The organism is Microcoleus sp. Pol10D4, assembly GCF_036701555.1.
Taxonomy (GTDB): Bacteria; Cyanobacteriota; Cyanobacteriia; order Cyanobacteriales; family Microcoleaceae; genus Microcoleus.
Map to the genome: position 1 here is coordinate 1 of NZ_JAUBRA010000073.1, position 14,962 is coordinate 14,962.

The 14,962-nt window shown below is 47.3% G+C and carries 6 protein-coding genes; 5 read left to right on the forward strand and 1 reads right to left on the reverse strand.

The window, feature by feature from the left end; translation table 11 throughout:
- Nucleotides 1-629 precede the first annotated feature (629 nt).
- The 5 genes from QUA36_RS26120 (at nucleotide 630) to QUA36_RS26140 (ending at nucleotide 13,490) form a co-directional block, all read left to right on the forward strand.
- Nucleotides 630-8,867 carry a PAS domain S-box protein gene (locus QUA36_RS26120; protein WP_333459591.1) on the forward strand — a complete coding sequence of 2,746 codons (8,238 nt, stop codon included), beginning with the start codon at nucleotides 630-632 and terminating at the stop codon, nucleotides 8,865-8,867.
- Nucleotides 8,868-8,876: 9 nt separating this feature from the next.
- Complete coding sequence (locus QUA36_RS26125) at nucleotides 8,877-9,953, forward strand: hybrid sensor histidine kinase/response regulator (RefSeq protein ID WP_333452515.1); 1,077 nt, start codon at nucleotides 8,877-8,879, stop codon at nucleotides 9,951-9,953.
- Nucleotides 9,954-10,009: 56 nt separating this feature from the next.
- Nucleotides 10,010-11,143 carry a hybrid sensor histidine kinase/response regulator gene (locus QUA36_RS26130; RefSeq protein ID WP_333459592.1) on the forward strand — a complete coding sequence of 378 codons (1,134 nt, stop codon included), beginning with the start codon at nucleotides 10,010-10,012 and terminating at the stop codon, nucleotides 11,141-11,143.
- Between the two features lie 457 nt (nucleotides 11,144-11,600).
- Nucleotides 11,601-11,765: a hypothetical protein gene (locus tag QUA36_RS26135; RefSeq protein WP_333459593.1), complete on the forward strand. Its 165-nt coding sequence runs from the start codon at nucleotides 11,601-11,603 to the stop codon at nucleotides 11,763-11,765.
- A 93-nt stretch (nucleotides 11,766-11,858) separates the two neighbouring features.
- Complete coding sequence (locus tag QUA36_RS26140; protein WP_333459594.1) at nucleotides 11,859-13,490, forward strand: GTP-binding protein; 1,632 nt, start codon at nucleotides 11,859-11,861, stop codon at nucleotides 13,488-13,490.
- Between the two features lie 95 nt (nucleotides 13,491-13,585).
- Here QUA36_RS26140 and QUA36_RS26145 read toward each other — a convergent pair whose 3' ends face one another.
- A complete protein-coding gene (locus tag QUA36_RS26145; protein ID WP_333459595.1) occupies nucleotides 13,586-14,719 on the reverse strand; it encodes an adenylate/guanylate cyclase domain-containing protein in 1,134 nt (377 codons plus the stop codon).
- Nucleotides 14,720-14,962: the final 243 nt, after the last annotated feature.

Sequence of the window (14,962 nt, forward strand, 5' to 3'; positions counted from 1 at the left end):
CACCTAAACGGGTCTCAGCTAACTATGTTATTCTACCATAAATATAGTCTGTGTACTTACGCCGAGCTGTACTAGCATTTTTCAAGCGTTATACTTTCAAGGTAATTTGCTTAGAAAATGCCATAGTTTTGGTTCATTACTTAATCCCCCTATACGAGATATTGCTGGTAGTGTTTTACGCTTAATATCACAAAATCCCACAGGAAAATAATTAAAAGTCTCACAAATTCTCACTTGGGGGAATAGTGTTCGGTATGCTCTGTATAATTCACGGTAATCGTCAATCGTCAACAAATTTTATCGTTACGGCGGGCTCTCCAAGCTTCAACATAGTCGTAAAGTGTTTACGGCACTTTCTATTTTTATTATCTCAGGAAAGTGATGAAACAGCGTTACTTTCTATTTTTATTATCTCAGGAAAGTGATGAAACAGCGTTACCTTAGAGTCACGGAATTTCCCTAACTGATTTCATGCAGAAGCGAACTGTAAGTAAATATAATATTTAGAGAAAGTCGTGCAGCTAAGTAACTCTTCTCGTTACTATCGCTGACCCCAGGCTACGCTATCAGCTCATGTGTTTAAGGCGAAAAGTTTAAAAAAATAATCAGCAATCAAACCATATAAACTCATGTTCATGCGTACTACGGCTCTCACTCCAATAGAACTCAGGACTGCGATCGTCCCGGAGCCCTTGGTGGTTTCGCCCGATACGACGGTGATGGATACGATCGCCCAAATGAGCGGCGTGCGATCGCTCTGCAACACCCCTAGAACGGCGGATGGTCAACTCCACGACCTCCACATAGAGACCCGATCGAGCTGCGTGTTGGTAGTGGAAAACGAGCAATTGGTCGGCATACTGACCGAGCGAGACGTGGTGCGGCTGAGTGCCCAACAGCGTTCCTTGGAGAATTTGGTGCTCAGGGAGGTGATGACACATCCAGTCGTTACCCTCCGGGAGTCCGCCTTCACCGATTTATTTTTTGCGATTAACCTGCTCCAACACCACCAAATTCGCCATTTGCCCATCGTGGACGAGCACGATCGCCTAGTGGGCCTAGTGACTCACGAAAGTCTGCGCCAAACCTCTCGACCGATCGACCTGCTGCGGTTGCGTATGGTAGCAGAAGTGATGACCCGCGAAGTGATTTGTGCTGCGCCAGATTCTTCCCTACTGGCGATCGTCCAACTTATGGCAGAGCATCGCGTCAGTTCCGTGGTGATTGTACACCCAGGCGGAATCTCTACTGAACCGCTACAAATTCCAGTGGGGATTGTCACCGAGCGGGATATTGTGCAATTTCAGACACTGGGGTTGAACCTGGAAACCTGTCTGGCTGAGGTGGTAATGAGTACGCCGATTTTTAAGGTCAAGCCAGAGGAGTCGCTCTGGACTGTGCAGCAGATCATGGAGCAGCGATCGATCCGTCGGTTGGCGGTGACAGGGGAGCTAGGAGAACTATTAGGCATCGTCACCCAGACCAGTTTGCTGCAAGCCCTCAACCCGCTGGAGCTATACAAACTGGTCCAGAAGTGGGAAGAGAAGGTGGTGCGCCTAGAGGCGGAAAAGGTGGCGCTGCTGGCAAATCGCAACCTTGAACTCGAGCAGCAGGTGGAAGCTCGGACAGCCGCCCTCAAAGCAAAGGCCGATCGAGAGCAACTTCTCAATACCATTGCCGAGCAGATTCGCTCGTCCCTGAATTTGTCAGATATTCTGCATACTACAGTGCACGAAATTCACTCGCTTCTGGGGTGCGATCGCGTCATCATTTACCAGTTTCGGCCTGACTTTAGCGGCACCGTGATTGCGGAAGCCATTACCGACACGGGGCGATCGGTGCTTCATAGGGAAGCCCACGATCCTTGCATGAGCCCAGAATGGCTTGAACCGTATCGCCAGGGCAGAATTCGCGTCATCAACGACATCTACGGCGAAGAAATGACCCTGTGCCATCAGGAAATGTTAGTGGGGTTTGATATTCGTGCCAAGCTGATGGTGCCGATCGTGATTGAGGAACAATTGCGCGGATTAATGATCGCCAGTTATCGAGCCACTGCACACTCTTGGACGGCTGACGAGATCGAACTCCTGCGACAAGTTTGTCTACAGGTGGCGATCGCCCTTGGGCAATCCATGATCCAGCAAAAATTGCAGAATGAACTGCTAAAACGACAGCGGATCGAAGCCACCCTGTTCGAGAGCGAAGAACGCTACGCCGCCCTTGCCGCAGCCGCTCCGGTGGGGATTTTTCGCACCGATGCCGAGGCGCTATGTACCTATGTCAACGATCGCTACTTTCAGATCAGCGGACTCAGACCAGGAGCCACTATCGCACAGGGATGGCAACAAGGAATACACCCCGACGATCGCGATTTGGTTATCGCCGAATGGGAGCAATTTATCCAAGAGAACCACTCTTTCCAACTCGAATATCGCTTTCAACGTCCCGACGGTACGGTAACGTGGGTTTATGGGCAGTGCGTCGCCGAACTCAATGCCAATGGACATCGGAGCGGCTATATAGGCACCATTACCGACATTAGCGATCGCAAACGAACTGAAGCCCGCTTGCAAGAAAGCGAAGAACGCTACGCCAGCCTAGTGGCAGCGGTACCAGTGGGGATTTTCCGCGCCGATGCTGGGGGCAAGTGCATCTATGTTAACGATTGGTGGTGTCTGATCAGCGGACTCACCCCAAAAACCGCCATCGGGGAAGGATGGCAACAAGGGCTACACCCCGACGATCGCGATTGGGTCATCGCCGAATGGGAGCAATCTATCCAAGAAAGTGGCTCTTTCCAACTCGAATATCGCTTTCAACATCCCGACGGTGCTGTGGCTTGGGTATATGGGCAGTCCGTTCCCGAACTGGATGCAGACGGGCAAGTAGTCGGCTACGTAGGAACTACTACAGACATTAACGATTGCAAACTTGCCGAACAACAACTCCAGCAACTCAACCAACAGCTAGAAGCAAAAGTCGAAGAACGCACCCAAGAGCTTTGGCAAGTCAACAGCCTGCAACGCGCCATCCTCAATGGTACTGATTACTCCATCATCTCCACTGACCCAACTGGCATCATCCAGACCTTTAATGCTGGAGCCGAAAGGATGCTGGGTTACACGACTCAAGAAATCATCGGCAAAGCCTCCCCCGCACTCTTCCACGATGCAAATGAGGTAATTGACCGGGCAGCATCACTATCTGCCGAACTAGGGCAAAATATTCCCCCCGGCTTTGAGGTTCTTGTTGCCAAAGCACGCCAAGGTATTGTCAGCGAAGAAGAGTGGAGCTATATCCGCAAAGATGGTTGTCGATTTCCTATGTCGCTATCCATCAGCACCCTCAAGGATGTCAATCAGCAAATTATCGGCTTTTTAGGCATCGCCCAAGATATTAGCGATCGCAAACGTGCAGAAGTGGAACTACAGAAAGTATCGGATCGCCTCGCCTTGTCCCTCAAATCAGGGGCGATCGGCTGTTGGGACTTCGATATTGTACAGAACACCGTCTTTTGGGATGAGCGGATGTACGAACTGTACGGTGTCACAAAACAATCTGATTCCCCTCTGCCTTACGACATTTGGGCAAACCGGCTACATCCCGAAGACCGCACCGCCACCGAAACATTGCTCCAGCAAGCCGTCTTAGGACAGGCAGAATTTAATACCGAATTTCGAGTGTTGCATCCCGATGGCAGCCTTCACTTTATTAAAACCTTTGGTATGGTCTTGCGAGATGCCCAAGGCAATCCCCAGAGCATGATTGGGGTCAACTTGGATATTAGCAGACGCAAACAGGCTGAACTCCAACGACAGCAGTTAATTCAAGAATTATCAGCCTTTAAACAGGCCTTGGATCAGTCTGCCATTGTGGTCATCACCGATCGCGAAGGGGTGATATCCTACGTCAACGATCGCTTCTGTTTAGTCTCTGGCTACTCCCGCGATGAACTGATCGGACAAAGCCATCGCATTGTCAACTCTGGCTATCATCCCCCTGCTTTTTTCCAAGACTTGTGGCGCACCATTAACAGCAGTCAGATTTGGCGCGGTGAAATTTGCAATCGGGCAAAAAACGGTAGCCTGTACTGGGTGGCCACCACCATCGTCCCCTTTTTGGACGAACAAGGGCGACCTTTTCAGTATCTAGCCATTCGCTTCGACATTACCGATCGCAAGTTGGCCGAAGCAACGCTTCAGCAGGAAAATACTTTCCGTCAAGAAATTGTAGAAAACATGGCAGAAGGGCTGTGTGTTTTCCATCAAGTTGAGGAGTTTCCCTTTGTCCGCTTCACAGTCTGGAATCAGCAAATGCAAGTGATTACGGGTTACACCTTAGAAGAAATTAACCGTCTGGGGTATCAAAGCTTGTACCCGAATCTAGAAGATCGAGAACAGGCGATCGCCAACGGTAGACAGATGCAGCCGATCGCTGCGGAAAGGGAAATCCAGCGTCAAGATGGACAGCGGCGCACTATCTCCATTTCCACCTCTGTCCTATCGTGTGATGATGGACATCTCTATTCGCTGGCCCTGATCCAAGACATTACCGATCGCCAACAGACAGAGCGAGAAAATCGCCTGTTGAAAGAACGCCTCGAATTTCTTCTGGCATCCAGTCCCGCGATGATCTATAGCTCTAAGCCCTATCGCGACTATGACTCAACTTTCATCAGCAAAAATATCGAAGCCATTTTGGGTTACAAGCCAAAAGAAGTTGTATCGACCCCCAGCTTCTGGATTAACCATATTCACCCAGAAGATGCCCCTAGAGTTTTGGCAGATATATCGGCTCTGTTTGAGTACGACACTCATCAGCATGAATATAGATTTTTGCATCGCGATGGTTACTACGTTTGGATACGGGATGGAATGCGCCTGGTGCGAGATGAACAAGGTCGCCCAACCGAGATTGTTGGCTATTTGGCCGATATTAGCGATATCAAACAAACCCAAGAAACCCTCAAAATACAACTGGCGGCAATTGAGGCGGCGATCGAGGGCATTGCGATTCTCCAAGGAAATACCTACCTCTATTTGAATCAAGCCCATCTAGAATTGTTTGGCTACGAGCACCCCCAAGAACTGCTGGGCAAAACCTGGCAACTTTTGTATTCCCAACAGGAGTTAGAACGGTTTGAGCGAGAAGTCTTGCCGGTGCTGAGGCGCGATCGCGCTTGGGAGGGAGAGGCGATCGCCCTCCGCAAAGATGGCTCTACCTTTGCCCAAGAGCTATCCCTGACCCTCACAGACGATGGATTATTCATTTGTGTATGCCGCGATATCAGCGATCGCAAACAGATCGAAGCCGAATTAGCAGAGAGTGAAGCTAAATTCCGGCGGCTGGTAGAAGGCGCTAATGATTTGATCTGGTCATGTGAACCCGATGGCATACTCACTTATTTGTCACCGCAATTCAAGACGATGTTTGGCTGGGAGGAGGGTGCATGGATTGGCAAGTCGTTTATATCTCTGGTGCATCCAGACGATCGCCCTTTGGTGGTTACTGGTTATCGGGAGAATATCAAAGTTAGTAAAAAGTCAAGTGATTATGAGTTCCGACAGCGCCACCGAGATGGCAATTATGTCTGGGTGAGAAGCAGTGCCACACCCGTTATAAATGCTGAAGGGGAATTGATTAGCATCCAGGGAATTTTATCGGATATCAGCGATCGCAAACAAGCTGAACTCGCCAGAGAAAGCAGTGAAATGCGCTTCCGCCGGGTGTTTGATTCCAGTGTGAGCGGCATGATGTTTGCCGATTTTCAGGGGAACATTACCGATGCCAACGATCGCTTCTTACAGATGGTTGGCTACACTAGGGAGGAACTAAATGCTGGGATGATTCATTGGGGTGCTATGACCCCCCCCGAATATCTCGCCGCTGATGTTTTAGCGATCGATCGCCTGAGACAGGAGGGCGAGATCGAGTCCTTGGAAAAGGAATACTACCGTAAGGATGGCAGCCGGATTTCTGTTTTGCTCGGAGCCGCACTCCTCTCAGGCTCAGAGGATCAAACTATTTGTGTATTAGTAGATATCAGCGATCGCAAACAGGCCCAGAAGGCTTTGCAAGAATCTCAGCAGTTTCTGCAAACGGTACTCGATACCATCCCGCTCGCCGTGTTTTGGAAGAATCGAGAGTCTGTTTTTTTAGGATGCAATCAGCAGTTTGCCAAAACTCTAGGCTTGCCATCTACGATCGAAAGTATAGGTAAAAGAGATTTAGATATTTGCCAGAAAGAAGTGGAGGCGAACGAGTATTGTGCGATGGATCGGCGGTTAATCGAAACGGGTGAAGCTATATTAGGGATCGAAGAAACGCTAACTCTACCCAATGGTAAACCAATATTTCTCGAAACCCACAAGGCTCCCCTGCGAGACTGCTCAGGTAATATTATTGGTCTGGTAGGCACGTTTCAGGATATCACCGATCGCAAAGAAGCCGAAGTGAGATTGCAACAACAAGCAAAACATGAACGTTTGCTGGGAGCGATTACTAAACGGATGCGATCGTCTCTGCATCTCGACGAGATTCTCAATAGCACTGTTGAGGAAATCCATCAGCTCTTGCAATCAGATCGAACGCTGGTTTATCGGGTTTTTCCTGAAGGGACGGGGGCTACCATTGCTGAATCTGTTTCGCCAAATAGGCTTAAGCTCCTGGATATCCTATTCCCAGAAGAGGTTTTTCCCGAAGAAAACTACGAGCGCTATATCCAAGGAAGAGTTTATGCCCTCAACGATAGCCAAGATGAAAACGAGTCTATCGTACCTTGCTTAGTCGAATTTCTCGCAGACATCCAGGTCAGAGCCAAACTCGTAGTTCCAATTATTCAGAATCAAACCCTCTGGGGGTTGCTGATTGTTCATCAATGCGATACCCCGCGCCAATGGCAAGACTGGGAAATCAATTTACTTAAACAAATTGCTAACCAATTAGCGATCGCAATTCAGCAATCTTACCTCTACGAACAGGTACAATCAGAATTGGCTATCCGCAAGCAAACAGAAAATGCGATCGCTTTACAACTACAACGGCAGCGAACTTTGGGATTCATCGCCCAGCAAATTCGCGAATCGTTGGATATTAACCAAATTTTGGCGACTGTGACACAGCAAGTCAAAGAAATCTTGCAAGGCGATCGAATCATCGTAATCCGGCTATTTGGCAATGGCAGAAGTCAAATTGTTGAAGAATTTGTGTTGACCGAGTTTCCCGCGCTCAAAAACCTTTACTGGGACGACCAACTGTGGTCTCAAGAAATCCTCAACCATTATTGCCAGGGCAAGCCCCGTATCGTCCCCGATATAACGACCGATATGGGGACTAATTGTTTGGTGGAATACGCAAGCGTTGGTCAAGTCCAGTCCAAAATGGTTGCACCTATCCTGCAAGAAGCCCGAAGCAGCGAAAGCCATAGAGGGGTTGCCCCTGGGCCAACCAACAAGCTCTGGGGGGTTTTAGTTGTCCATGCTTGTCGAGAAAAGCGAGTCTGGCAAGAGTCTGAAGCGCAACTCCTGCAACAAATTGCTAACCAGTTGGCGATCGCTGTTCAACAAGCTAGCCTATTTGAGCAGTTGCAGCAAGAACTCACCGAACGGCAACAAGCCCAGCAGCAACTCACCGAGCGCAACGAACAACTGGCAGTCTCTAACCAAGAATTGGCCCGTGCTACCCGCCTCAAAGACGAATTCCTCGCCAACATGAGCCATGAACTCCGCACCCCCCTCAACGCCATTCTGGGCATGAGCGAGGGGCTACAAGAGCAAGTATTTGGCATCGTCAACGAACAACAAATCAAAGCTTTACAAACCATCGATCGCAGTAGCTCTCACTTGCTAGAGTTAATCAACGACATTTTGGATGTCGCCAAAATTGAATCGGGTCAAATGGAGCTCGATTGCACCCCAGTTTCAATCAATCATCTCTGTCAATCCAGTCTGGCTTTTATCAAACAACAAGCCCTGCAAAAACGCATCCAGCTAGAGATTAAAGTGCCACTCAATCTGCCCGACTTATTGATTGATGAACGGCGGATGCGCCAAGTCTTGATCAACCTTCTCAACAACGCGGTCAAATTCACTCCTAACGGAGGACGCATCACCCTAGAAGTTAGCCGTCAACAGCCCCGGGCCGACCCAGATTCTGCCGATTCCTCACCCCATTTTTTGGTCAAAGAGACTCTGCAAATTGCCGTCATCGATACAGGTATTGGTATTGCCCCAAAACATATCAACAAACTGTTTCAGCCCTTTATCCAAATCGATGGCGCCCTGAATCGTCAATATACAGGCACTGGCTTGGGGCTTGCCCTGGTGAAACGCATTGTCGAACTCCACGGCGGGCAGGTGGGGCTCACCAGCACCGTGGGTGTAGGAAGTTGCTTCGCGATCGACCTTCCCTGCACTGCTTGTGCGCCATCCTCTCTTGCCCTGGAACCCCAGACAGAGTACCGCATCGAACCCAGCGGGCCCGAACAGCAGCGAGGCTCTCCCTTAATCTTGCTGGCGGAAGACAACGAAGCCAATATCAGTACGGTTTCGAGCTACCTGAGAGCTAAAGGCTATCGCATTGTCTTGGCGAAGAATGGAGAAGAGGCGATCGCCCTGGCCAAGTCTGAAAACCCCAATCTAATTTTGATGGACATTCAAATGCCTGGTATGGATGGCCTAGAAGCTATGCAGCAGATTCGCCTCGATCCTAGGTTAGTCGATGTGCCGATCGTTGCCTTAACTGCCTTAGCCATGACTGGCGATCGCGATCGTTGTCTTGCCGCCGGAGCCAATGATTACCTCACCAAACCCGTCAAGCTGAAGCAATTGGCAAGCACTATTCAACAACTTTTAGCTTCTAGGTAAAGATAACCCGTGAACAGACCATCCGTTTTAGTCATTGACGACGATCCCAATAATTTTGATGTAATTGAAACCCTCTTGAGCGAGCAGGATTATCAATTACATTACGCTGCGAGCGGGGTAGAAGCGATCGCATCCCTCGACGTATTTGAGCCTAATCTTATTTTGCTGGATGTGATGATGCCAGGAATAGATGGCATCGAAGTTTGTCGGCAAATCAAAGCCATGCCAAAATGGCAAGCCGTTCCCATCATTATGGTGACAGCATTAAACTCAAAATCGGACCTTGCCCATTGTCTCACTGCCGGCGCAGACGATTTCATTAGTAAACCTGTAAATGCTATTGAACTGCGTGCCAGAGTTCACTCCATGCTGCGAATTAAAGACCAGTATGACGACCTGCAAAGCTTACTAAAATTGCGGGAAGATATGGTTAAAATGGTTGTCCACGATTTACGCAATCCCCTGGCTGGTATCTTGCTTGGCTTGGAACTCCTAAAAAGCATAGAGTATCCTAGAGAAAAACAACAAAGGCAACTGGATCGAATTTACTCATCAGCCCAAGCAATACAGCTATTAATTGATGATTTATTGCAAATTGCTTTACTCGAATCCGGTAAAACTCGTCTCAATTACACAGAGATTGATCTGTGCGATCTCATAGAGTCTGCCATATCAAACTTTGAAGCGATCGCTGCTAAAAAAAATCAGTCGCTGGTCGCTCAATTACCAGGAGAAACCAGTAGAAAAGTCTCGGTTGATGCCACTATGATACATCGAGCGCTGGATAACCTTCTCTCGAATGCAATTAAGTTTTCCCCACCCAATAGTCAAATCATAGTGAATGTAGAATTCCTCAGATCTGGCAACGCCAAAATCCAGGTTATAGACTCTGGACCGGGTGTACCTGATACATTGCGGCACAAGATTTTTGAGAAATACGAGATTGGGAATCTGATGTCGGAGGTCTCTCAAATAGGGTTGGGTTTAGCTTTCTGCAAAATGGTAGTTGAGGCACATGGGGGCGCAATTGGTGTCAAAAACAACCAACCACAAGGTGCCATTTTTGAAATCACTTTGGCAGCATAGCTGAGGTTATCACATTAACTCATAAAACTTTTTACATTATTGAAAGCGTGGAAATTATGTCTCAATTTTCTATCTTAATTGTTGATGATGAGCCGGATAACTTTGATGTGATTGAAATCCTGTTATCAGAGCAGGATTATCAATTGCATTATGCTGCCAGCGGGCAAGAAGCGATCGCATCCCTGGATATATTCGATCCGGATCTTATTTTGCTGGATGTGATGATGCCGGGAATAGACGGTATCGAGATTTGTCGGCAAATCAAAGCCATGTCAAAATGGCAAGCCGTTCCCATCATTATGGTGACAGCATTAAGCTCAAAATCAGACCTTGCCAACTGTCTAACTGCCGGAGCCGACGACTTCATCAGTAAACCTGTAAATGCTATTGAACTGCGTGCTCGCGTGCATTCAATGCTCAGAATCAAGCAACAGTATGATAATATCCAGAACTTATACCACATCCAAGAAAATACCACCAATCTCTTGGAAAGCACCCTTAATGAGCTGCGTGGCAACTTAGCTTCTACTCTATCCCACGAACTGAATACGCCTCTCAATGGCATCTTAGGCACGATCGGGTGGCTCAAGGACGAGCTCGAAGGCATGGAGATAGCCCAAATCCGTGAGATGTTAGGCTGGGCACATGACTCTGCCCGTCGCCTAGAAAAATTAACGAATAAATTCCTGATTTATTTAGGATTAGAACTATCCGCAAGTCAACAGCACAAGATGGAATCTGCCCGGACTCAATTTGTAGCTTCCGCCATTGAAGCCGAGTTGAAATACCAGGCTCAGAAGGTAAACCGTAGCAACGATTTGTTGTTAACTCTTGAGGAAGCGGATATCGCTCTATCAGAACGATATCTATCAAGGCTGCTCTATGAATTAATTGATAATGCACTGAAATTCTCCTCACCAGAGACAACCATTAAAGTTAGTAGTCAAGTCGTAGGGGAGATGCTGCATTTATCTGTACATGACTCAGGGCAGGGCATGACAGAAGAGCAAATTGCTAAAATTGGTGCCTTCATGCAGTTTGAGCGCAAAAAGTATGAGCAACAGGGCACCGGTATCGGCTTAAAAATTGTCCAGAAAATTGTCGAACTGGCAGGAGGAGAGTTCTCAATTACCAGTATCTATAAAAAGGAAACAACGGTACATCTCACTCTGCCGATTGTCTGCAATTAGCAATCGATTCCGGTTGCACTCCTTATCATTGTTGACTGTTGACTGTTGACTGTTGACTGTTGACTGTTGACTGTTGACTGTTGACGTTGACTGTTGACTGTTGACTGTTGACTGTGAGTCAAAAAAATGAAAATGGCGTGAATTATTTGTTGGCATCGGGATTCGACTTTACGCCCGACGATGAAGCGCGCATTTGATATCATTCCGGCGCAGCCGGAATTGATATGAGAAGGAATAAATTTGCTTTGGCTGGGAATGGCAACACATCAAAAAAGATGAACGAGCAGGACAAATATTTGACTCGGAATTAGAGCTTGCTTCTGCGGTAATTCATGGGGTACAAGGTAAAGAAAAAACCGTACACAACCTTACACAACCTATTAAATTTAACTCGAATCACTCTACTTAATCTTTTGTTACATACTGGCGAATTTTGCCACCGACTTAGTAAGTTCTCGTGCAAGCTACAATTGCAGACTGCGGGCGCGATCGCACTTTATCTGCACTCGCTACCACTAAAACCCCGCAAATCGCGCTCGCAGTCGCACAGAATCGGGATTTGCGGGTTCGCGCAGTACGATCCTCTTCGAGGGCTTCGCTAACGGGCGCTTCGCCATTTTAGATTTTAGATTTTAGATTTTAGATTTGCAATGACTGATGACTATCGGCGTAGTGTAAAAATCAAAGCATAACCCTTTTATTTGCCACTCCCCTCATGCCTTTGCCGCGCCTGTTAACCTTAATTGCTGCTTTCTGCCTCACCCTGGGGCTGATTATTGGGCTGGTGAGTTCCTTAACAGGGCTTTACAGTCAAGTTGCGTGGTCTGCTTCTCCGCTGCTGGCTAATTTGCTGATTTTCCTGATAATTGTACTTTTGGGAACGCTAATTTTTGCCCTGATTTACTATTTTAGGTTGCTGCAACGCCCCCAGAAAGTTAAGGGAAAACGGCCGATTAATCCGAAGGTTCCTGTTGTGAAAAGTGAAGCAGCTTCGGAAAATCTCAAAGCAATCAGGCAACAAGTCGATCGCATTCAAGATGAAGTAGCGCGGCAAGCTTTGCTGTTGAGAGCCCGCGAAATTGAAGCTAGCATGGCTCGCGGCAGCGTTCGAGTAGTTGTTTTCGGCACCGGTTCTGCGGGCAAAACTTCCGCTGTGAATGCGCTGGTGGGGCGGATGGCGGGACAGGTGGGCGCGCCGATGGGAACTACCGAAGTTGGCGAAACTTACACTCTGAAATTGAAAGGAATCGATCGAGAATTAGCAATTACTGATACCCCAGGCATCTTGGAAGCGGGAGTTGCGGGAACTTATAGAGAGGAATTGGCGAGGCAGTTGGCGGCGAGGGCAGATTTGATTTTATTTGTTTTGGACGGCGATTTACGAAAATCCGAGTACGAACCGCTGCGGACTTTGGCGGAAATTGGCAAAAGGTCGATCGTGGTTTTTAATAAAGTTGACCTTTATCCCGACACCGACAGAGATGAAATTCTCGATCGACTGCGGCAGCGAGTCAAAGGTTTTGTATCAGCAATGGATGTAGTAGCAATTAGCGCCAATCCGCAAAAAGTTGTACTAGAAGACGGCACAATTTTTCAGCCATACCCGGATATTATGCCATTAATTCGGCGCGTCGCTGCAATTTTGCGAGCTGAAGGCGAAGACTTAATTGCGGACAATATTTTGCTGCAATCTCAGCACTTGGGAGACCAAGCGCGCAAGTTAATTGACGCTCAAAGAAGGCGGCAAGCTGATAAAGCAGTAGAGCGATTTCAGTGGATCGGAGCTGGAGTAATTGCCGTAACGCCTTTGCCAGTTGTGGATTTGTTAGCGACAGCAGCAGTTAACGCTCAAATGGTAGTAGAAATTGCTAAGATTTACGGCTGCGAATTAAATATCGATCGCGCCAAAGAGTTGGCATTGTCTCTAGCAAAAACCCTAGCAAGTTTGGGAATAGTTGAAGGTGTAATTCAAGTAGTATCAAGGGCGCTGCAGTTAAGCGTAGCCGGGTTTGTACTTGGCAAAGCAATTCAAGCAGTCAGTGCGGCTTATTTAACCAGAATTGCCGGTAAAAGTTTTATTGAATATTTCCGCCATGACCAAGATTGGGGCGATGGTGGCATCGCCGAAGTTGTACAAAGGCAGTTTCAGTTAAATCGGAAAGACGAGTTTGTCAAAGCATTTGTCAAAGATGCGATCGCCCGCGTTGTCGAACCTCTGAACATCTATCAGCAAGAATCGGAACCAGAATTAGAAATGTCAGCGGAATTGGAACCAGAATCTTTGTATCAGGCGCCGCAACAAGACGATTGGGAAACTTACAGCAACAAACGCAACGATGAGTGGTAACTGGGAATGGGGAATGGGGAATGGGGAATGGGGAATTTGGAATTGTCAACTGTCAACTGTCAACTGTCAACTGACAACTCACAACTGACTAATAACTAATTTCGCCCCACCAACAAATAAACGATCATTTCTCCTTTACCTTTAATCTCAACAGCACCGCGCTTTTTAAACAAAAATTTATCTTTTAAACGATCGTAAACCGCAGCAGTCACCTGAATTTCCCCCGGAATACCGCTTGATTCCATCCGCTGAGCAACATTTACTGTATCCCCCCACAAATCGTAACTAAATTTAGTTAAACCAATGACTCCCGCCACCACCCCACCAATATTTATCCCAATGCGGAGACTAAAGTTGTGATTGTTTTGGACATTGAAGCTAGCGACAGCAGCTTGCATATCCAGCGCCATTTGGGTAATAGCAAAAGCGTGATTTTCCTGCGGATCGGGCAAACCGCCGACTACCATGTAAGCGTCACCCATAGTTTTGATTTTCTCCAAACCGTGCCGTAAGGACAACTCGTCAAATTGACTAAAAATTTGATTGAGAACTTTCACAGTTTCGACAGCACTTTTTTGAGAGGCAAAATTCGTAAATCCCACCAAATCGGCGAATAAAACGCTGACCTCCGCAAAGCTGTCAGCAATTATGCTTTGTCCCTCCTGCAAGCGGTCTGCAATCGGTTTCGGCAAAATATTTAATAGCAATTCTTCAATTTTTTCTTTCTGAGACTTGGTTTTTTCCAACAGCAACCGCGTTTCCATTTCTGCCTGTTCCCGATAGGCGATTTCCTGCTGCAACATCAGATTTTTATCCCTCAGTTGCAACTCTAGTTCCCGCAGCCGCAATTGATTTTCTACCCTAGCTACCACCTCTACGGTTTGAAAAGGTTTAGTAATGTAGTCCGCCCCCCCAGCATTAAAGGCTTTCACCTTCTCAGAAGCTTGTACCACAGCACTCAGAAAAATAATGGGAATGCCACGAGTGCGATCGATCGCTTTCAAGCGACTGCAAACTTCATAGCCATCCATATCGGGCATCATTATATCCAGCAAAATCAAGTCAGGCTGAGCCAAATCCACAGAATCGAGTGCCTGTTGCCCGCTAGATGCAGCTTCTACTTTATAACCTTTCCTCGATAAGATCAGCTCCAGTAACAATAAATTGTTAAGACTGTCGTCCACAATTAAAATACTGCCCCTTAATTTTTCTGAAGATGGTTGATTCATCGGCTTGTTACGGGCTTAGTTAAACTTAATAAACTTAAGATTTGTTTAAATTTATAAATTACGCACGGGTGCATCCAAACCTATTTTTTTTCACGGAAAGACGCATTGCCGAAGGCAAGCAAGAGGAAAAAAACAGGTTTGTGAGGGCATGATTGCCTCATGAACTCAAATTTATTATACTAATTTGTCAAAACAGCGAAAGCTGGGGCTAAAACTTCATATTGCGGATAAATTCGATCGGCC

Bases quoted from the DNA above. Each gene is read 5' to 3' on its own strand.
- QUA36_RS26140 (WP_333459594.1), top strand. From the start codon at position 11,859: ATGCCTTTGCCGCGCCTGTTAACCTTAATTGCTGCTTTCTGCCTCACC.
- QUA36_RS26120 (WP_333459591.1), top strand. From the start codon at position 630: ATGTTCATGCGTACTACGGCTCTCACTCCAATAGAACTCAGGACTGCG.
- QUA36_RS26130 (WP_333459592.1), top strand. From the start codon at position 10,010: ATGTCTCAATTTTCTATCTTAATTGTTGATGATGAGCCGGATAACTTT.
- QUA36_RS26145 (WP_333459595.1), bottom strand. From the start codon at position 14,719: ATGAATCAACCATCTTCAGAAAAATTAAGGGGCAGTATTTTAATTGTG.